Annotated in this window: 13 protein-coding genes; 5 read left to right on the top strand and 8 right to left on the bottom strand. The window is 65.9% G+C overall.

Features of this window, described 5'->3' with window-relative positions; translation table 11 throughout:
- Positions 1-3: 3 nt before the first annotated feature.
- The 7 genes from PMES_RS03330 to PMES_RS03300 form a co-directional block, all read right to left on the bottom strand.
- Positions 4-1,200: an acyl-CoA dehydrogenase family protein gene (locus PMES_RS03330; protein ID WP_159964098.1), complete on the bottom strand. Its 1,197-nt coding sequence runs from the start codon at positions 1,198-1,200 to the stop codon at positions 4-6.
- A gap of 11 nt (positions 1,201-1,211) precedes the next feature.
- Positions 1,212-2,387: an acetyl-CoA C-acyltransferase gene (locus tag PMES_RS03325; RefSeq protein ID WP_159964097.1), complete on the bottom strand. Its 1,176-nt coding sequence runs from the start codon at positions 2,385-2,387 to the stop codon at positions 1,212-1,214.
- A gap of 14 nt (positions 2,388-2,401) precedes the next feature.
- A complete protein-coding gene (locus tag PMES_RS03320) occupies positions 2,402-4,495 on the bottom strand; it encodes a 3-hydroxyacyl-CoA dehydrogenase NAD-binding domain-containing protein (RefSeq protein WP_159964096.1) in 2,094 nt (697 codons plus the stop codon).
- Positions 4,496-4,541: 46 nt separating this feature from the next.
- Complete coding sequence (locus tag PMES_RS03315; protein ID WP_159964095.1) at positions 4,542-5,351, bottom strand: IclR family transcriptional regulator; 810 nt, start codon at positions 5,349-5,351, stop codon at positions 4,542-4,544.
- A 29-nt stretch (positions 5,352-5,380) separates the two neighbouring features.
- Entirely contained in the window at positions 5,381-6,718 is a 1,338-nt protein-coding gene (locus PMES_RS03310) for a TRAP transporter large permease (RefSeq protein WP_159964094.1), read from the bottom strand.
- Positions 6,719-6,721: 3 nt separating this feature from the next.
- Positions 6,722-7,240: a TRAP transporter small permease gene (locus tag PMES_RS03305; protein WP_159964093.1), complete on the bottom strand. Its 519-nt coding sequence runs from the start codon at positions 7,238-7,240 to the stop codon at positions 6,722-6,724.
- A 128-nt stretch (positions 7,241-7,368) separates the two neighbouring features.
- A complete protein-coding gene (locus PMES_RS03300) occupies positions 7,369-8,418 on the bottom strand; it encodes a C4-dicarboxylate TRAP transporter substrate-binding protein (protein WP_159964092.1) in 1,050 nt (349 codons plus the stop codon).
- A gap of 218 nt (positions 8,419-8,636) precedes the next feature.
- On the opposite strand from PMES_RS03300, the gene PMES_RS03295 reads away from it, so the two are divergent.
- From PMES_RS03295 to PMES_RS03275, 5 genes are all read left to right on the top strand, one after another.
- Positions 8,637-14,495, top strand: a complete 5,859-nt coding sequence (locus PMES_RS03295; protein WP_159964091.1) for a DUF6923 family protein — start codon at positions 8,637-8,639, stop codon at positions 14,493-14,495.
- A 107-nt stretch (positions 14,496-14,602) separates the two neighbouring features.
- On the top strand, positions 14,603-14,971 hold the full coding sequence (gene secG / locus PMES_RS03290) for a preprotein translocase subunit SecG (protein ID WP_159964090.1): 369 nt from the start codon (positions 14,603-14,605) through the stop codon (positions 14,969-14,971).
- A gap of 152 nt (positions 14,972-15,123) precedes the next feature.
- Entirely contained in the window at positions 15,124-16,767 is a 1,644-nt protein-coding gene (gene pyrG / locus PMES_RS03285; RefSeq protein ID WP_159964089.1) for a CTP synthase, read from the top strand.
- 352 nt (positions 16,768-17,119) lie between these two features.
- The gene (locus PMES_RS03280) at positions 17,120-18,217 is read left to right on the top strand and encodes an endonuclease/exonuclease/phosphatase family protein (protein ID WP_159964088.1); all 1,098 of its coding nucleotides are present in this window, start codon (positions 17,120-17,122) and stop codon (positions 18,215-18,217) included.
- Positions 18,218-18,286: 69 nt separating this feature from the next.
- Positions 18,287-18,445 (top strand): YqaE/Pmp3 family membrane protein, encoded by a 159-nt coding sequence (locus PMES_RS03275; RefSeq protein ID WP_159964087.1) that lies wholly within the window; start codon positions 18,287-18,289, stop codon positions 18,443-18,445.
- Positions 18,446-18,580: 135 nt separating this feature from the next.
- Here PMES_RS03275 and cysG read toward each other — a convergent pair whose 3' ends face one another.
- The gene (cysG, locus tag PMES_RS03270) at positions 18,581-19,969 is read right to left on the bottom strand and encodes a siroheme synthase CysG (protein ID WP_236549679.1); all 1,389 of its coding nucleotides are present in this window, start codon (positions 19,967-19,969) and stop codon (positions 18,581-18,583) included.
- Positions 19,970-19,988: the final 19 nt, after the last annotated feature.

Here is a 19,988-nt window from a genome sequence, read left to right as displayed (position 1 = left end):
GGCTCAAAGCTCCAGGATTGTCTTGGCGATGATGGTGCGCTGCACCTCGTTCGAGCCGCCATAGATCGACAGCTTGCGATTGTTGAAATACTGCGCCGTGGCGGGAAGCGCGTAATCGGGGCCCACCGGCTCGGCATTGCTGCCGGCCTCGAGCGTCTCATGCGCGAAGGGCATGGCATAGGGGCCGACGGCCTCGCGCGTCAGGGCGTTTATCTCCTGGCGGATGACCGTGCCCTTGACCTTGAGCATCGAGCTCTCGGCGCCGGGCGCCTGCCCCGCCGCGGCGGCGGAGACCACGCGCAGGTTGGTCGTGGCCATGGCCATCAGAGCGATCTCGACCTCGGCGATGCGTGCCGCGAAGAGCGGATCCTCGATCAAGGGTCGCCCGCGGCTCTGCTCGAGACGCGCGATCCGCTTGAGGTTCTCAAGCCCCGCATTGGCAAAGCCCACCCCGGCGATGTTGGTGCGCTCGTGGGTCAGGAGATACTTGGCATAGGTCCAGCCCTTGTTCTCCTCGCCCACCAGGTTTTCCACCGGCACCTTGACGTTGTCGAAGAAGACCTCGTTCACCTCGGGCTCGCCGTCGAGAAGCACGATCGGACGGACCTCGATGCCGGGGGAGGTCATGTCGATCAGCAGGAAGCTGATCCCCTCCTGCGGCTTGCCTTCCTTGGAGGTGCGCACGAGACAGAAGATCATGTCGGCATACTGGCCGAGCGTGGTCCAGGTCTTCTGGCCGTTGACGATGTAATGGTCGCCCTCGCGCACCGCGGTGGTCTTGACGGAAGCGAGATCCGATCCTGCCCCCGGCTCGCTATAGCCCTGGCACCACCAGTCGGTGCCGTCGAGGATCCGCGGGAGCCAGTGCTCCTGCTGCTCCTTGCTGCCAAATTTCTGCAGCACCGGGCCCAGCATGGCGAGGCCGAAAGGCACGATGCGCGGCGCGCCCGCGGCGGTCGTCTCCTCCTCGAAGATGTGCCGCTCGACCGCGTCCCAGCCGGCGCCGCCATGGCCCTTGGGCCAGTTGCCGGCGAGCCAGCCGCGCCCGTTGAGAATGGCATGCCATTCCTCGTAATCCTCCTTGGCGAGGCGCTGGCCGGAGCGGACCTTGTCGGACAGGCGCTCCGGCAGGTTCTGCTCGAGGAACGCGCGCAGTTCGGCGCGAAAGGCCTCCTGCTCCGGGGTGAAATCGAGATTCATGGCGCGTCCCTTCAGTAGATTTCGAACAGGCCGGCAGCACCCTGCCCGCCACCGATGCACATGGTCACGACGCCGAGCTTCGCCCCGCGCCGCCGCCCCTCGATCAGCAGATGCCCGGTCATCCGCGCACCGGTCATCCCGAACGGGTGGCCGATGGAGATCGAGCCGCCGGAGACGTTGAGCTTGTCGTCGTCGATGCCGAGCTTGTCGCGGCAATAGAGCGCCTGGCTCGCGAAGGCCTCGTTCAGCTCCCACAGGTCGATATCCTCCACCGTGAGACCCTGGCGCTCCAGCAGGCGCGGCACCGCGAAGACCGGTCCGATCCCCATCTCGTCGGGCTCGCAGCCGGCGACCGCGAAGCCGCGGAAGGCGCCGAGGATGTCGAGGCCGAGCCTTTCGGCTTCCTTTCGGTCCATCATGACCAGGGCCGCCGCCCCGTCCGAGAGCTGGCTCGCATTGCCGGCGGTGACGAAATTGCCCTCGCCGCGCACCGGCTGGAGCTTCCGCAGCCCCTCGATATCGGTGGAGGGGCGGTTGCATTCGTCCATCGAGATCGTCTCGGTGACGTGGGAGACCTCCCCGGTCTCCTTGTCCTTGACGGCCCTCGTTACCTCCATCGGGGCGATCTCGGCATCATAGCGCCCGGCCTTCTGCGCCTCCGCGGTGCGTTGCTGGCTGGCCAGCGCCAACGCGTCCTGCGCCTCGCGGGAGATGCCGTAGCGCTTGGCCACAGTGTCGGCGGTCTCGATCATCGCGTGGTAGAGCTCGGGCTTGTGCTCCTCGATCCAGGCATTGCGCGAATGGCGCACCGGGGGCTGGACCATCGAGATGCTTTCCACCCCGCCCACGAGGATCGCCTTGGCGCCCTCCTGGGCGATCATGTGCCCGCCCATCGCGATGGCCTGAAGACCCGAGGCGCAGAAACGGTTCACGGTCGTGCCGGCGATCGAGACGGGCAGGCCCGCGCGGATCACCGCCTGGCGCGCGATGTTGCCGCCGGTGACGTATTCGGGATAGCCGCAGCCGAAGATCGCGTCCTCGATCAGGGCGGGATCGATCCCGGCGCGCTCGACCGCGTGCTGGATGGCATGGCCGGCCATGTCGGCCCCGTGGGTGATGTTGAAAGCCCCGCGCGCGGCCTTGCCGATCGGGGTGCGGGCGGTGGATACGATGACGGCATCGCTCATGTCGGAACTCCTTCTCAGCCGTTCAGGCTTGCGAATGTGGATTGGTCGTCGGCAAGGCGCGCGAGCAGCGGCGCGACCTGCCAGAAATGATCGTCCCCGCCGGCATAGCGCTGGATGCGATCGCGGATCACACCGAGCCCGGCGGTATCGGCGTAATGCATCGGGCCGCCGCGGTGACGTGGGAAGCCGTAGCCATAGAGCAGCGTCACATCGACATCGAGCGGGCGCTGCGCGATGCCCTCATCGACCACCCGCGCGCCCTCGTTGACCATCGCCGCCATGTAACGCTCGACGATTTCCTCGTCGGTGAAATCGCGCGGGCGGATGCCTTGCGCCTCGCGCTCGGCCGCGATGATCTCCTCGACCTCCGGGTCGAGACGGCCACGCGGGCTCTGCTCGTCGTAGATGTAGTAGCCGCGGCCGCTCTTTTGCCCAAGACGCCCCATCTCGTAGAGCGTGTCGGCCCAGCCGGGATAGCGGTCGCGCTCGTGGCGCTGGTCGGCCTTGCGCTGGCGCGTCATGTAACCGATGTCGAGCCCGGCGAGGTCGGCCACCTGGTAGGGACCCATCGGGAAGCCGAAATCCCGAAGCGCCGCGTCGATCTGGTAGGGGCTGGCCCCGTCGAGAACCATGTGATCGGCGGCCGCGCGGTAATGCGACAGGATGCGGTTGCCGATGAACCCGTCGCAGACCCCGGCGCGCACGCAGGTCTTGCCGAGCGCCTTGCCGAGCGCGAAGGCGGTCGCGGTGACCTCGGGGGCGGTCTTTCCGGCCACGACGATCTCGAGCAGCTTCATCACATGGGCGGGCGAGAAGAAATGCAGCCCGATCACGTCCTGCGGGCGGCTCGTGGCACGCGCGATCTCGTTGATGTCGAGATAGGAGGTGTTGGTGGCGAGCACCGTGCCGGGCCGTGCCACGCGGTCGATCTGCGCGAAGACCTCCTTCTTTACATCCATGCTCTCGAACACGGCCTCGATGATGACATCGGCCCCGCCGAGCACCTCGTAGCCGGTGACGCAATCGAGCGCGCCGGACAGGATGGCGTCGCGCCGCTCTTGGCCGAGCTTGCCGCGCTTTACCGCAGCGGCGAGGTTTTTCTCGATGGTGGCGCGGGCGCGCTCGGCCGCGTCCGCGTCCCGCTCGACCAGCGAGACGCGCAGCCCCGCCAGGAGTGCCGCCGTGGCGATGCCTGCCCCCATCGTGCCGCCGCCGATCACCCCGACGGACGCGAAATCGCGCGGCGCGACCCCGGCGATCTCGGGCAGCTTGGCGACCTTGCGATCGTTGAAGAAGGCATGGATCATGCCCGCGCGCTGGGGACTGTCGAGCAACTGCTGGAAGAGGCGCCGCTCCTCCTCGAGCCCCTCGCCGATCGGGAGCCTGGTCGCGGCGCGCACCGCATCGAGGGCGGTGAGCGGGGCGATCTCGCCGCGTGCGCTCTTCTCGAGCGCGGCACGGCGCGCCTCGAAGAGCTCCGGTGCGTCCTGTGGCATCGGCAGCGCGCCCACCGGACGGGCCTGCGCGCCGGCGGCGAGAAGCTCCTCGGCATAGGCGAGGCCGGCCGCGGCCGGGTCGTCCCCGCTCCCGATACGGTCGATGAGACCGATCTCGAGCGCCTTTTCCGGGCCGATCGGGGTGCCGCTCGTGATCATGTCGAGCGCCGCCGCGACGCCCACGAGGCGGGGCGCGCGCTGGGTGCCGCCGGCGCCCGGCAGGATGCCGAGCTTGACCTCAGGAAGGCCGAGCGACGTGCCCGGCATGGCCAGGCGGTAATGCGCCCCGAGCGCGACCTCGAGGCCGCCGCCGAGCGCCACGCCGTGGATCGCGGCGATGACGGGCTTCTCCAGACCCTCGATCGCGGTGATGACATCGGGCAGGGACGGCGCGCGGGGCGGCTTTCCGAACTCGGTGATGTCGGCGCCGCCCAGGAACACGCGCCCTGCCCCGGTAAGCAGGAGGGCTTCGGCCGCGTCGTCGCCCGCGAACCGCGTGATCGCGCCGTCGAGCCCTTCGCGCACGGCATGCGAGAGGGCATTGACCGGCTGGTTGTCGATGGTGACGAGGGCGATCCGGCCCTCGAGGCGATAGGTGACGGGTTCACTCATTCAATCGGTCCTTTCAACTGTGAAGCGGGCGGCATCGCGGAAGATGTCACACGTTCTGTCGTTGCGAGAAGGGGCCTTGGCCCATGATCTGTTCAAGTTCGCGCACCGTGGCGCGCAGTTTCGGCCCGACCTCGTCCCGCATTCGCGCAAGGGTCAGGTCCGCCGGCATCGCGCCGCAGGTGAAGATGACGGGCTCGGCCAGATCGCGCGGCTGGAAAGGCGTGCTGACGGCATGGACATTGGGCGAGAAATAGGTGGACGGGTCGGCGATCACGAAGCCCTGCATGGCCAGCTGGCCCTGCGCCTGCGCGCGTATCTCGGCCGCGCCGGCGGCGTCGAGCCCCCGCTCCCCGCGCGCCGCCCGCACCGCTCCGCCCAGAAGATCGGCCGGCAGCGTGCCCAGCACGGCATGTCCCGAGGAGGACCCGCTCAGCGGCAGCCTGTGCCCGACCTCGAGCCAGATCGAGGAGACCTGACGCGGCCGCCAGGTCTTGACCAGAAGCACCCGCCCCTCGTCACGCACCGCGAGCAGGGCCAGTGTGCCGGTCTGGTCGGCAAGACGCTGCATCAGGGGACCGGCAAGGTCGACGAAGGAGATCGAAGCGGCTGCGACATTGCCGAGCGCCAGGAGCGCGGGACCGGGGCGATAGCGGTCCCGCCTGCGCGCATTGCTCAGATAGCCCAGCGCGCGCAGCGTGTAAGTGAGCCGGGAGACGGTGGATTTGGGCAGGCCCGTGCGCTCCGCGATCTCGGCATTGCCGAGGCCGTCATCGGAGGGCCTGAAGGCGCGCAGCACGCTCAACCCGCGCGCCAGCGTCGTCAGGAAGCGCGGATCCTCGGCCTCATCCTCCCTCATCCTTTTGGCGCTCTGGCGCATCATGTCCCTCACATCGTGGCCGGAAGCAGGAGCGACAGGACCGGGAAGGACATGATCAACACCAGCACCAGGACGTCGATCGACAAGAAGCGCAGGATGCCGCTGAAGATCCGGTCGATCGGAACCTCCTTGCCGACCACGCCCGCGATCACGAAGACGTTGAGCCCGACGGGCGGCGTGATCAGTCCGATCTCCAGCAGCTTGATGACCACGACGCCGAACCAGATGAGATCGAACCCGTAGGTTTCGACCAGGGGCACCATCAGCGGCAGCGTCAGGACCATGATCCCGATCGGATCGAGGAACATGCCCAGGAGCAGGTAGATCACCGCGATCGCCGCCAGGAGCAGGGGCGCGGAGAGCTGCGCCTCGGTCACCGCCGTCACGATGTCTGGCGCGACCCCGGTCAGCGCGATGAAGGCCACGAAGATCTTCGCGCCCGCCGCGATCAGGAAGATCGAGGTCGTCTGGATGCAGGTCTCGCGCAGCGCCTCCCACAAGGCCCGAAAGGTCAGCTTGCGCTGGGCGAAGCCGATGATGACGGCGGCGCTGACACAGACGGCGGCCGCTTCGGTCGCGGTGAAGATGCCGCCATAGATGCCGCCGACGATGATCACGAAAAGCGCGACGGCCGGCCAGCTGTCGAGGGCGGCGCGGGCCTTCTCGCGGGCCGTGATGACCCCGGTGAAGGCCGGCGCGGCGGCCGGATCGCGCTTCACCCAGACGAAGATCACGATCAGGAAGCCGGCGAGCGAGATGAGGCCCGGAATGACGCCCGCGAGAAAGAGCTTGGAGATAGAGGTTTCGGTGAAGATCCCGTAGATGATGAAGAGCACCGATGGCGGGATCAGCGAGCCGAGCGTGCCGCCCGCCGCGACGCTGGCCGTCGCGAGGCGCTTGTCATAGCCCAGGCGCAGCATTTCGGGCGAGCAGATGCGGCCCATGGTCGAGGCGCAGGCGATGGAGCTGCCGGTGATGGCCGAGAAGCCGCCGCAGCCGAGCACCGAGGCCATGGCGACCCCGCCGGGCACCTTGACCAGCCAGACCCGCGCCGCGTGGTAGATCGCGGTGGTGATGTCGGCCTTGTAGGCGATATGGCCGAGGGCGACGAAGAGCGGGATCATCGACAGATCGTAGCTGTGGATCAGGTCGAAGGAATTGGAGAAGACGAGGCTGGAGGTCGGCCTGAAGGCCCTCTCCGGCGCGAAGGCCCCAGTGCGGAAGGCGAAGATCACGAAAGTGCCGACGCTGGCCACGCCGGCGAGGGCGAAGGCGATCGGAACGCGCAGGGCAAGAAGCCCGATCACGGCGGCGAAGGCGACGAGGCCGACGAGCGTGCCATCCATGGCTCAGATCTCCTCCTGGGGAATGTGGGGGGCCCGTTCGATGACCGGGCGTCCGGCGCGGATCGCCGCGATGTCGCCCAGCATCATCACCGCGAGACGGATCCAGCAAAACGATATGCCGAAGAGGAAGATCACCCTGCCCGGCCATTTGGGCAGGCTGAGCTGACCGAAGAAGAAGCTGCCGCTCTCGATGACATGCAGCGCCTCGCGCCAGCCCGCCCAGATCAGCGGGGCGAGCGCCGCGAGCCCGACGGCCGATCCGAAGACCACGAGCCAGTCCTGTGCCCGCCATGGCAGGTAGTTCGAGACGAATTCGACGACGATATGCGCCCGCGCGGCGGTCGTGGCAGCCAGCGGCAGGACGATCGCGGCCACCATCAGCTCGGTCACCATGACGACCGTGTCGGGGATGCCCGAATTGAGCGTCGCGCGCAGGATGACGCTGAGTGTGATGAGCAGCCCCAGGCCGATCACGGCGATGACCGCAAGATCGAGCAGAAGGCGTTCGAGACGGGCGAGCATGGGTGATCTCCCTTGTCAGGTCCGGCCCGACGGGCCTTGCCGTCGGCAACGGTGAGGGATTGCGTGCCCCGCGGGCCGCCCTTGCCAGAGCGGTCCGCGGGGTCGGCCGTTCAGGGCCGTGCGCCGGCCTAGTTACGCGTCCAGGGATATCCCTCGGCATCGCGCTCCTGGCCGTATTTCTCCAGCAGTCCGCGATACTCCTCGAGCAGCCCGGCACCGTCGAGACCGGCCGCGTCGGCCTGCGCGACCCATTCGTCGATGTAGGAGCTGCTGCGCTCCACGAGCCTGTCGCGCTCCGCCTCCGGAAGCTCGATGATCTCGACACCGGCCTCCTTCATGGTCTCGATGGCGGCCTCGTTATCGGCGGTGATGAGCTCGGCCATCTTGTCGGCCATGCCCGCGCCCGATGCGGCGAGGGCCTCTTTCTGCGCGTCGTCCAGAGCGTCGTAGCTCTGCTTGTTCATGAAGACGCCGAGCGCGCCGACCTGTCCCCAGTCGAGCAGGGTGTAGCTGTCCATCACTTCTTGCTGCTTGAGCGCGGCAACGGCATAGGAGTAGCCTTGGCTGCAATCGATCAGGCCACTGTCGAGCCCCTGGTAGGCATCGTAGATCGACATGCTCACGAGGTTCGCCCCGAAATCGGCGAAGGTCTTGCCATAGGCGCCGACGCCGCGGACCTTCTTGCCCTCGATCTCGTCGACGGACCGGATCGCCGTCCCCTTGCAGCCGATATGGACGGCCGAAGTGGTGAAAGTGCCGATATAGACGAGGTTCTGATCCGCGAGATTCTGCTTGATGGCATCCGAGCCGCGCATCAGCTCGTCCGTGGCGCGCAGGCCCACCCAGGCGTCGGAGTTCTTGATCGGCAGATCGGCGACACCGTATGCGACCATCTCCTGGGGAAAGTAGACGGCGATGATGGTTCCGGCATCGGCCACGCTGTCGGCGATCGACTGTGCCGCGGCACCGGCCTTGAAGAGCGCGCCGCCCCACTGGATGTCGAAGACCAGTTGGCCCTCGGTCCGGCGGGCCACATCGTCCACGAACCAGTTGAGTGTTTCCGCGCGGGCACCGCGATTGGGGCCGGCCTCGCCGAAGAACAGGCGCGTCTCGGCCTGCGCCATCGCGCCGATCCCGATCGCCGCACCGGCAATGGCTGCCAGAAGCCTCTTTGTCATGCTGTTTCTCCTCCCAAAGAATTCCGCATAATGGAATTATGTTCCACTAATGTGAGCGTTGCAGGAAATAATCGCTTTGGCAAGGCGTTCCGCGGCATGACGCGGCGCAATGCGATTAACCCTTTCTACAGACTGTTTCCTTAGCCCTGCGGGAGGCCGCCTTCGGCATCCGCGTTTGCGGCAAGTCGCCGAATCCCGCATCGCAAAGGTCGTTTCACGTGACACCCATTCGCCATCGCACCATCTGTTTCCGGCGCGTTTTCGCCGCCCTGCTTGCCTGGCTGGCTTTCGCGGCCGTCGTCCTTGCGCATGGCGCTTGGCTGGGCGGCGGCGGGATCAGCCTGACCCCCGCCAGCAAGGCCACCATCCGGGCCAATCTCGATGCGGGCGCGCCGCCCATCTCGAACGGCGACATCATCGAGGTCATCGCCGATTTCCCGGTGATCACGGACGGCACGCTCGACGGGCCCGGCGGCTATGCCACGATCTACGTACCCGGCGGCACGGAAGTCGTGGGCGCATCGATCACCGATGCGACCGGCAATGCGGTACCCGCGAAACCCGCCCGTGCGAGCACGGGCAGCGGCGTCTCGAAAGGCTGGGGCCCGAAGGGGCAGCAGATTTTCGATATTTCGGTCAACGGCTGGAACCCGTCGGATACATCGCAATGCGAGCTTGCCGGGTTCTCGACGGCCGACTGCAATGCCGGTCTTGCCTATACCTACGGCGATACGGGGATCTTCTATTCCACCCGCTCCGATACGCAGCTTTTCGCGAATGGCTCGCCAATCGCGACGCTCGAGAACGGGTATCTCGTCAATCCGACGAACGGAAAGCCGTGGCCCTCGGTTGGCGGCACCGGGACACCGCGCGTGCACAACAAGTGGGACGCGGTGCAAATCAACGCTTTCGGCTCTGGCGGTACGATCGACCCCAACGGCTTCACGATCGCCGAGGAAACCTCGATCACGGGCGGTCGCGGCACCACCCCATTCCGCGCCGGCAGCCCCGTCGCCGGCCCCGAATCGGGTGCCGACTGGGACCGCTACGGAGTGACCGGTCCCTGGAACCGCATCCGTTACGACGGCTCGTGCCGCGCCGACGATCCCGCGATCGCGGGGCCCGACGGACCGGCCACCGGCGCGGGATCGGTCTTTCCCGAGACGCTCGATCCCGGGGTGAACACGGTGGAGGTCTGCACCCCGACGACCGACGGCTTCGACCTCAACACCACCGACGCGACCGCGCTTCCGGCAGAGACGAACGCGGTGCGCTATGCCTTCGGCGGCATCGCGGAGAACGAAGTCTATTATGCCGCCCTGCGGCTCAGGATCACCGATGTCGGCCAGATCGGCTATATCAATGCCGAGGGCCATGGCGGGGATTCCGCGGAAGGCGCCGCGGCCGGCAACGACAATCCCTGGCGATACTGGGTGGCGGGCACCTCTGCCGTCTCCCCCGCCGGTCCGGACGATCTCTATACCTCGATCGAGATCTCCGCGGTGAATGGCAGCCCCTATACCGGCGGCGACATCCCGCAAGGCGCGACGCTGACCTACAGGGTCAGCTACGTCAACGTCTCGCTCAGCCCGATGACCAACGTCGTCTCCAGCGTGGACCTGCCGGCGCAGACGACCTCCACGGCGAATTTCCGGGTGGTGAGCGGTGCGGATATCCGTCCGGCCGGACAGCCGGCGGGTGGCACATTCACCTTCGCCCCCATCCCCACGCTCGACGGCCTGGGCAGCGGCGCGATCGAGTTCGACGTCTTCACCTCCGCGGTGAGCGGCGAGACCGTCACGGCCAATACCGACATTGTGAGCGACGAGGGCGGGATCGACAGCGACACCGTCACCACCAACGTGACCCCCGCCCCGGTGGATACCATGCCGATCTGCAACGGCAGCCGCGTCTCGATCATCGACTGGGCCAGCGATGCGCCGGCCCTGATGAACAGCACGACCAATGTCAGCCGCTTCGGGGTGGATGCGACCGTGACGCTTACCGATGCCTCCGCCCCGCTGCGTGCCTCGGGGGTGGGAACGGCGAACGAGCTCTACGCCACATCTTATGGCGGCAACCCGATTCTGACACAGCGCTACTCTACGACCGACATCTCCTTCAGCGTTCCGATGAACGCCGTGCAGTTCTACGTCACGAGCCTTGACCTCGACGAATCGGTCACCGTCTACGGCGAGCGCGGCGGACAAAGGATACAGCCCGCGATCGCCGACGGCCCCCTCTCCGCTCCCATGCTGCGGCAGGCAAACGCGGATGGCTCCGTACTGGGTGAGCGGAACAATTCGTTCTCGACAGCCGCCCTGCCCGAAAACTTCGCCGTTCTGATTGGTTTCGGCGTGCCGGTTGACCGCATCGTCTTCAGCCATGGGCCGCGTCAGAACAATGGCGCCAATTTCGCCAGTTCCATGCAGGTCACCGACATCCAGGCATGCGCCGATTTCACCGATGCACCGTCGGCGCTGATCGACACGTTCCATTCCGTCGATGCCAACTTCGCCTTCTATCTGGGCGGTGGCGTGAGCGGGGATGCCGGCCCCGGAAATTCGAACGACGCGAATTCCGACGACGACGACGATGGTGTGAACATCCCGCCGCTTGTCCAGGGCTTCATCGCCACGGTCGAGACCGCCGTCACCGGCGCCCAAGGCAACCTGACAGGCTGGATCGACTATAACGGCAACGGCGTCTTCGAGGAGAACACCGCCGAGGAGGTCGCCACCGATCTCGTCGATGACGGCCTGGGCGTGGACGAGGTGGCCGGCGACGGGCTGATCCAGTTCGAGGTGATCGTGCCCGGCGACGCAGTCCTGAGCCAGACCTTCGCCCGTTTCCGCTGGTCGAGTGCGCCCGGCCTTCGGGTGGGCGATGTCGCACCCGATGGCGAGGTGGAGGATTATCCGATCAATATCGGCGCGGCGCCCCTTGTCGACCGGGGCGATGCGCCCGCAAGCTACGGCGATCCGCTCCACATCATCGCCGATACGGGCGTTGCGGGCACCTATCTCGGTGATATACCCCCCGATCCCGAGGCCGCCTCACAAGCGACGGCGGATGCCAGCGGCGACGATCTGGACGGCAATGACGACGAGGATGGTGCGGTCATCCCGCAGCTCTATCTCGGCGGCACGCAGCAGATCACCGTCAAGGTCAACGAGGTGACGAGCGTCGGCGGCACGATGATCGGCGCGGTCGCCTATCTGCAGGGCTGGATCGACTTCGACGGGAACGGGCAGTTCGACCCCGCGGATCGCATTGCCACCGACCTTCAAGACGGAAGCGCGAACGACAAGGACGGCACGCTCAACGGAGAGATCGTCTTCGATGTCGCCGTGCCCGGCACCGCCACCCAGCTCCCGACATTCGCGCGCTTTCGCTGGTCGACATCCGAGGGGGTGGTTCCGGTCGCCCTCGACGGCGAGGTGGAGGATTACTCGGTAACCATCTCCGGAGACGATCCTCCTGTGACCTGTGATAACGGCCTCTACCAGATCGCCACAAAGAAATCGACGCTCAAGAAACTACGCTTTACCGATAATGGCGGCTCCTACACCCTGAACCTGCAGGATATCGGCGCGAGCACGCAGAACCTGAATGCCGGTTGGGGCTATAACGAACTGGATGGATACATCTACGGCGTGCGCTCCGGGAAAGCCGAACTCTGGCGCATCGATGGCTCGGGCAATTTCACACAGATGCCGAACCTTCCCAACACGGCCGCTGACGGATCGAACGCCGGCGATATCCTGCCCAACGGTGTGATGGTCTACAAGATCGACAACTCGACCTGGCAACTTCTCGATCTCGCCGACCCCAACAATCCGGTGGATGCAGGCGTGCTCAACCTGTCGCAGAATGTCTCCGCGCTGGATTTCGCCGCGAATCCGGTGGACGGGTTCATCTACGGCATCAACGCATCGACCGATCGGGTCTACCGGGTTTCGGGCAATAACGGCCTGCCGGGCACCGTTCTGGTAACCGAATTCGGTCCCGCGATTTACAACGGCAGCTATGGCGCCACCTTCTTCGATGAAAATGGGCGTTTCTACGCATATGACAACAATTCCAATGACATCTACCTGATCAATACCGTTACCGGAAACCGGCAACTTCTCGCGACGAGCGTTGACGAGGAAGGCGGCACCAACGATGGCGCATCCTGCCGCGGCGCCTCGCCCATCCCGCTTTCCGGTTTCGGGGGCAATGTCTATATCGACGAGAACGGCTCGGACATACGCGACGGGGGTGAAAGCAACCTCGGCGGCGGGATTCGCATCGACCTATATTCCGATAACGGCACTCCGAACGATTTGTCGGATGACGGGTTCATCGGCACCACCGATACCGCGGCTGACGGCACCTATTCCTTCATCGGCCTGCCGACCGCGGCCACCTACAGGGTCGAGGTCGATATCAATGATGCCGATCTGCCCCCCGGCTCCCAGATCGGCACGTCGAACCCGCTCGTGAACGTCACCACCGACAGCACCCTTTCCACCACGCCGCGCAATTTCGGTTTCGATCCGCAGTTCAGCGACCTTTCGATCACGAAAGAGGCATTCCGTGCCGGAACATCACTTCCCGTGACCACCGCCTCGGTAGGCGATCTGATCGACTGGCGGCTCTCGGTGACCAATAACGGGCCCGGCTCGCCGTCGGGGGTGACCGTCATCGAGAAGATCCCGAACGGGTACGAGTATGTCAGCGACACGGCCCCGCCGACCGGCGACTATTACAACAGCCAGAACGGCGTGTGGTTCGTGGACGAAATCCTCTCCGGCGTCACCGAGACGATCTCGATCCGCGTGCGGGTCACCCAAGGGTCCGACAGGACGAATGTGGCGGAGATCATCGCAAGCTCCCTTCCCGATCTTGACAGCGACCCCGATACCGGGATTTTCACCGACGACCTGAATGACGGGCTGGCCGATGACGACGAGGCTTCCGTCACGATCGGCCTCGGAGTAGCATCGCGGCTTCTTTCGGGGCAGCTCTTCATCGACAACGGCGCGGGCGGTGCCACGGCGCATGACGGCACGCGCACGGGACAGGAGGGCGCTGCGTCCGACAGCACGTTGCAGATACTCGACGATGCCGGACTGCTTCTGGCCAGCCCGAAGATCGGCGCAGACGGCCGCTGGACCTACGCGCTCGCGGAGACCTATAGCGGCTCGATCACCTTGTCGGCTGTCCCGAGCCAGACGCAGACAACGATCTCGGAGACATCCGCACCCCTGCCCGGCACCAGCAATCCCGACCCGCATGACGGCAGCTTCAGCTTCGTACCGGCCAGCGGAACGAGCTACGGCCAGCTCGATATCGGGCTCATTCGCCTGCCGACCCTGACCCAGGACCAGTCCTCGAGCATCGAGCCGGGCCAGGTCGTCCTCCTGCCGCATCTCTATAGCGCGACGACCGCGGGAACGCTGGATTTCTCCTATACGCAGGTCGCCCAGGCCCCGGCCGGCGCATTCAGCGTCAGCCTATACCACGACACCGATTGCAACGGCACGCCGGACACTCCGGTGAGCACCCCGATGGGCGTGGCGGCGGGCGAGACCGTCTGCCTGATCTCGCGGATCACCGCGAGCGCAGGTGCAGGCCCCGGAAGCAGCATCAGCTACCGCCTCAATGCCACGACCGCATTCGCGGATACGACGAAATCCTATACCGATTTCGACACCGACCGGCTGTTGGTCGGAGCGGGAACCGGTCAGCTCATCCTCGTCAAGACCGTTCGGAACGAGACGCAGGGCACGCCGGAGGGCACATCCAACAGCGGCGCGCTGGGCGACATCCTTGAATACCGCATCACCTTGCTCAACCCAAGCCCCGCCAATGCGACCGATATCATCATTTATGACCGCACCCCGCCCTATACGCGGCTGGCCGCCCCCGTCCCTTCCCCCGTCGCCGTCTCGCCGGCCCTGAGCTGTTCGGTCAGCGTCCCGGCAAGCAACTCTTCGGGGTACTCGGGCCCACTGCGCTGGGACTGCGCAGGCCATCATGGCGCGGGCGCGGAGGGGTCGGTCACGTTCCGGGTGCAGATCTCGCCATGATACGCGCGCGCGCGACCCCTCGCAAAGGCTGCGCGTCGCCGCTGGGGGTTGCGGCGCGGGCCACGCCGCTTTAGGAACCACGGGTCACGAAGCAAAGGCCGGCACATATGGAAAACGTCGTTCTCGTCATTCACCTGATCCTTGCGCTCTGCCTGATCGGCGTGGTCTTGCTGCAGCGTTCCGAAGGGGGCGGGCTCGGCATGGGCGGCGGCGGCGGCGGCGGCGCGATGTCCTCGCGCGCGGCGGCCACCGCGCTTGGCAAGATGACATGGATTTTTGCCGCGGCCTTCATCACCACGTCCATCGTGCTGACCGTGATCGCGGCTCAGAATGCTGCCGGAAGTTCTGTCGTCGACCGCCTTGGCGCGCCTGCGCCGGTGGCCGAGAGCGATGCCCAGGATACGCTTCCACCGGCGAATGACCTGCTGCCGCCCCCGAGCAACACGACGCCCCTGACGCCGCCGCGCGCCGACTGATCGGCGCCGTGCACAGCGGGGTCCTTGCCTTGGCATGCTTGCGAGCATGCCGCGAATCTTCTATTGCTCAAATCCCGTGATGCGGCGCCTTTCGGTGCCGTGCGCGATCGATTGGGCGAACCAAATATCGACACTCACGGGGGAATGCCAAAGTGGCACGCTATGTTTTCATCACCGGCGGTGTGGTTTCATCTTTGGGAAAAGGTCTTGCCTCGGCCGCGCTCGGGGCGCTCCTGCAAGCACGCGGGTTCAGTGTCAGGCTGCGCAAGCTGGACCCCTATCTGAACGTCGATCCCGGCACGATGAGCCCGTTCGAACATGGCGAGGTTTTCGTTACCGATGACGGGGCGGAGACCGACCTTGATCTGGGCCATTACGAGCGCTTCACGGGTGTCGCCGCGCGTAACACCGATTCGGTGAGTTCGGGGCGCATCTACTCCACCGTTCTCGAGAAGGAGCGCCGCGGCGACTACCTGGGCAAGACGATCCAGGTCATTCCCCATGTCACCAATCAGATTAAGGAATTCCTGACGATCGGCGACAACGAGGTGGATTTCCAGCTTTGCGAGATTGGCGGCACCGTCGGCGACATCGAAGGGCTGCCCTTCTTCGAAGCGATCCGACAATTCGCGCAGGAGCGCCCGCGGGGGGAATGCATTTTCATGCACCTGACCCTTTTGCCGTGGATTGCCGCCTCCGGCGAGCTGAAGACGAAACCGACCCAGCACAGCGTCAAGGAACTGCGCTCGATCGGGATCGCGCCGGATGTGCTCGTCTGCCGCTCGGAGCGGGCGATCCCGGAAAAGGAACGCGAAAAGCTCGCCCTGTTCTGCAACGTGCGCCTCGACAGCGTCATCGCCGCCTACGACCTCAAGTCGATCTACGAGGCGCCGCTGGCCTATCACCGCGAGGGGCTCGATCAGGCCGTGCTCGATGCGTTCGGCATCTCGCCGGCCCCGCGCCCCAACCTGAGCCGGTGGGAGGATGTCGCGGACCGCGTCTTCAATCCCGAGGGCGAGGTGCGCGTGGCGATCGTGGGCAAGTATACCCAGCTCGAGGATGCCTATAAGTCGATTGCCGAGGCGCTGACCCATGGCGGCATGGCCAACCGGGTCAAGGTGAGGATCGAATGGGTCGATGCCGAGCTTTTCGAACGTGAGGATCCCGGCCCCTGGCTCGAGGGTTTCCATGCGATCCTCGTGCCGGGCGGCTTCGGCGAGCGCGGCACCGAGGGAAAGATCAGGGCCGCGCAATTCGCCCGAACACGCAAGATCCCCTATCTGGGTATATGCCTCGGCATGCAGATGGCCGTGGTCGAGGCCGCGCGCAACCTCGCCGGCATGGACAAGGCGGGAAGCCAGGAATTCGATCACGAGGCCGGCGCGGCCCGGTTCGAGCCGGTGATCTTCCACCTCAAGGAATGGATCAAGGACAACCAGAAGATCGCGCGTGATGTCCTCGACAACAAGGGCGGCACGATGCGTCTCGGCGCTTATGCGGCGACGCTCGCCGAGGGCAGCAAGGTCGCGGAAATCTATGGCAAGCACGATATCGAGGAACGCCACAGGCACCGCTACGAGGTGGATATCAAGTATCGCGACGCGCTTGAGAGCCACGGCCTGCGTTTTTCCGGCATGTCGCCCGACGGACGCTTGCCGGAAATCGTCGAGGTTCCCGATCATCCCTGGTTCATCGGGGTTCAGTTCCACCCCGAACTGAAATCGAAGCCTTTCGACCCCCACCCGCTGTTCAAGGATTTCGTGCGCGCCGCGAAGGAGGTCAGCCGCCTGGTCTGACCCGCCTTGATCGCCGGCCTCACCTGCACGGGTGGCGCATCGGTTCGGCCTGCGCCGCTCGGATTCAGCCTCGGCAGCCACGCCCGTGAAACATGCGCGGCGCGCGTTGCGGCTGCCGGGAGGATGTCGATCCGGACGCGTGCGGCGGTCGTTCGGGACCAGTGCCGGGTCCTTCAGGCGGCACCTGTGATCATCGGCCGGCGGCAGACGAAACGCCCCGCATGATCGCTCATTGTCACTCCGCGCTCGTCTGATTGGTCGCAAGCGCCAGAGCAGACCATCAAGACGGCTTGCCTGCCACCGCGTTCGCCTTAGCTATCATTGGCCGTGTTGCGCAAAAGGATTGCCGATCATGAGGTTGCTCTTCTGGCTACTTGCCGCCTTCTTCGTGGTGCTGACAATCTTTCCCCTGGTCCGCAGCGCCAGATGGTGGATCCGCATAAGCGATTTTCCCCGCCTGCAGATCGCCACCGCCCTGGCGATCCTCCTGGTAGGCTACCTGGCCCTCTTCGGGATCACCGACCGTTGGGATGCGCTCTTTCTCGCGGCCATCGTGCCGGCGCTCGGCCTGCAACTCTACCGGATCTTCCCCTACACGGTCGCGGCCCCGGTTCAGGTCATGAAGGTCTCGTCGCACCGTCCGGAGGCCTGCATCAGGGTGATGATCTCGAACGTGCTGATGGAAAACCGCCAGTCCGACGCCCTTCTCGCGGTCATTCGCGACGTCGAACCCGATCTGCTGCTCGTGGTCGAGACGGATGAGTGGTGGCACGAGAGGCTCAAGCCGCTCGATGACGCCTACCCGCACAGCATCAAGCGGCCCCAGGACAACTATTACGGGATGGAGCTTTTCTCGAAGCTGGCGCTCGACACCGACGATGTCCGGTTCCTCCTGTCGGGCGAGATCCCGTCCATCCGCACCGGCGTGCGCCTGCCATCGGGAACGTGGATCGACTTTTTCGGTGTCCATCCCAGGCCACCCGATCTCGATCATGACAGCGAGGGACGCGATGCCGAGCTTCTGCTCGTCGCCAGGGAAATGCGGCAATCCGGGCGCGCGGCCATCGTGGCGGGCGACATGAACGACGTTGCCTGGTCGCATACCACGCGGCTGTTCCAGCGCATGAGCGGCGCCCTCGACCCGCGGCGCGGCAGGGGCATGTTCACCACCTTCCATGCCGGTCATCGCCTTCTGAGATGGCCGCTCGATCATATCTTCCACGACAACTCCTTCACCCTAGTGGAGCTGCGGCGCCTTCCCTATATCGGATCGGATCATTTTCCCGTCCTCGCGGAGCTGCAATACGAGCCGGGGACCGAGGCGCTTCAGGAGGCCCCCCTCGCCGATCAAGACGATCACGAGGAAACCCGCGAAATGATCGCCGAAGGGCGCGAGGCGGCGGGACAGGACAGCCGGCCGGTTGACCCCGCACCGCCCAACGCGCACTGATCGGAGGGTTCCGACAGGCGCGACATTCACCGCAGAACAAGGAGGCCCGGTGATCCGGGCGCATCACACATGGACATCATTCGTATCATCATCGCGATCCTGCTGCCGCCGCTCGGCGTCTTTCTGCAAGAAGGGCTGGGCAAGCATTTCTGGATCAACGTCATCCTGACGATCCTCGGCTACCTGCCCGGCATCGTCCACGCGCTCTATATCATCATCAAGAGATAGGCCGCCGCCCGGCTCTGCATCGGCAAGCCCGTCGGGATCAGGGTCCCGGTCCCCGGCAGCGCCCGGCCCGGAGTCCTCCGCCAAGGAAAGGTGGTAAGGTGAGCAGTCCCGCCGGGGGCTGCTCCCGAACTCTGCCTATGCGCCTAGATCGTACAGGACATGCTGCCCGCACGTGGCCAGCCCGGACCGGTGTGGAAGCGTGACCGATATGATGGCGCACCCCGTGATGCCGCTCTGGGCGATCGTCGCGCTCATCTCGGATACGGTCGTCTTGATCAAGGTTTCGTTGCGCTTTGATACATTCGCCATGACACTGACCGGTGCATCAGGGGAGACCTTCGCCGAAAGGAGCTGGTTCGAGATTTCGTCTGATGCCGAGACCCCCATGTAGATGGCCAGCGTCGTGCCCGCCCGGATATGGCGTGCGAGGTCAGGGATCGAGCCGTCGTTCTGCGAGCGGGCCGCCGTCAGCACCAGAGTGTCTGTTTCGCCGCGCCGGGTCAGGGGCTGCCCGGCGCTCGCGGCCGCCGCGCAGGCCGCCGTGACGCCGGGCACGATTTCCGTAGCAATCCCCGCGGCTTCGGCAGCGCGCAGTTCTTCGTCCAGGCGTCCGAAGATCCCCGGATCGCCTGACTTGAGACGAACGACGCGGCGTCCCCGGCGCGCCTCGGCGACGACGGCGGCGTCGATGCGATCCTGAGGCCAGGCATGCGCACCGACCACCTTGCCGACGAACACCCGCTCGGCATCGCGGCGCGCCAGTTCCAACACGTCGCCATCGACCAGACGATCGTAGAAAATCACGTCCGCTTCCTGCAATCGTTGCACCGCACGCAAGGTCAGCAGGTCGCGCGCGCCGGGGCCCGCACCCACATAGGCGACGGACCCATTCGGCGAGGTCGAAGGCGCGCCACCCGCCGCGAGCGCATCCTTGACGAGACGCGCCGCCTCCCGCTCCGCACCTCGCGTCCAGCTATGGCGGGGTGCGTCGGCGAACACCCAGCGCCAGAAGTCGCGCCGTCCCGCACGTGGGACGCGGCCGGCGACGGCACTGCGCATCCGCCCCGCAAGCGCGGCCAAGCCGCCGAGATTCGGGACCAGCATCTGCTCGATCTGCGTCTTGATCTGGCGTCCCAGAACCGGCGCCGTTCCTTCCGTGCCGATGGCCACCACGACCGGGTCACGATCCACGATGGACGGCGTGGTCAGGTCGCACAGGTCGGGCTGGTCGACCACGTTGACCGGGCAGCGCGCCGCCGTGACCAGCGCGTGCACCGCCGCATCGAAGCCGGGGCATCCCGTGGCGACGAAGGTCATGGCCGCCCCATTGAAAAGGGCCGATGTGACCGGGCCGCCGTAGTGCTCAGCCTGCCCGGACGCGACCAGAGCGGACAATTCGGCGTCGAGATCACCCGCAACGAGGACAAGCTGCGCGTCGGTCTTCAGGATCAGCCGCGCCTTCTGCGCGGCCTGTTCGCCGCCGCCGACGATCAGGACGCGGCGTCCGGTCGTGCGGATGAACATGGGGAAACTCTTCATGGCG

This window comes from Profundibacterium mesophilum KAUST100406-0324 (assembly GCF_009835145.1).
GTDB classification, from domain to species: domain Bacteria; phylum Pseudomonadota; class Alphaproteobacteria; order Rhodobacterales; family Rhodobacteraceae; genus Profundibacterium; species Profundibacterium mesophilum.
The sequence above is the reverse complement of the archived record's forward strand: the minus strand, read 5'-3'. Positions and strand labels throughout refer to the sequence as shown.

Excerpts from the sequence above, each read along its gene's own strand:
- PMES_RS03315 (WP_159964095.1), bottom strand. The coding sequence starts at position 5,351 with ATGAGGGAGGATGAGGCCGAGGATCCGCGCTTCCTGACGACGCTGGCG.
- PMES_RS03325 (WP_159964097.1), bottom strand. The coding sequence starts at position 2,387 with ATGAGCGATGCCGTCATCGTATCCACCGCCCGCACCCCGATCGGCAAG.
- PMES_RS03280 (WP_159964088.1), top strand. The coding sequence starts at position 17,120 with ATGAGGTTGCTCTTCTGGCTACTTGCCGCCTTCTTCGTGGTGCTGACA.
- PMES_RS03275 (WP_159964087.1), top strand. The coding sequence starts at position 18,287 with ATGGACATCATTCGTATCATCATCGCGATCCTGCTGCCGCCGCTCGGC.
- PMES_RS03330 (WP_159964098.1), bottom strand. The coding sequence starts at position 1,200 with ATGAATCTCGATTTCACCCCGGAGCAGGAGGCCTTTCGCGCCGAACTG.
- PMES_RS03310 (WP_159964094.1), bottom strand. The coding sequence starts at position 6,718 with ATGGATGGCACGCTCGTCGGCCTCGTCGCCTTCGCCGCCGTGATCGGG.
- PMES_RS03305 (WP_159964093.1), bottom strand. The coding sequence starts at position 7,240 with ATGCTCGCCCGTCTCGAACGCCTTCTGCTCGATCTTGCGGTCATCGCC.
- secG (WP_159964090.1), top strand. The coding sequence starts at position 14,603 with ATGGAAAACGTCGTTCTCGTCATTCACCTGATCCTTGCGCTCTGCCTG.
- PMES_RS03320 (WP_159964096.1), bottom strand. The coding sequence starts at position 4,495 with ATGAGTGAACCCGTCACCTATCGCCTCGAGGGCCGGATCGCCCTCGTC.
- cysG (WP_236549679.1), bottom strand. The coding sequence starts at position 19,969 with ATGTTCATCCGCACGACCGGACGCCGCGTCCTGATCGTCGGCGGCGGC.
- PMES_RS03300 (WP_159964092.1), bottom strand. The coding sequence starts at position 8,418 with ATGACAAAGAGGCTTCTGGCAGCCATTGCCGGTGCGGCGATCGGGATC.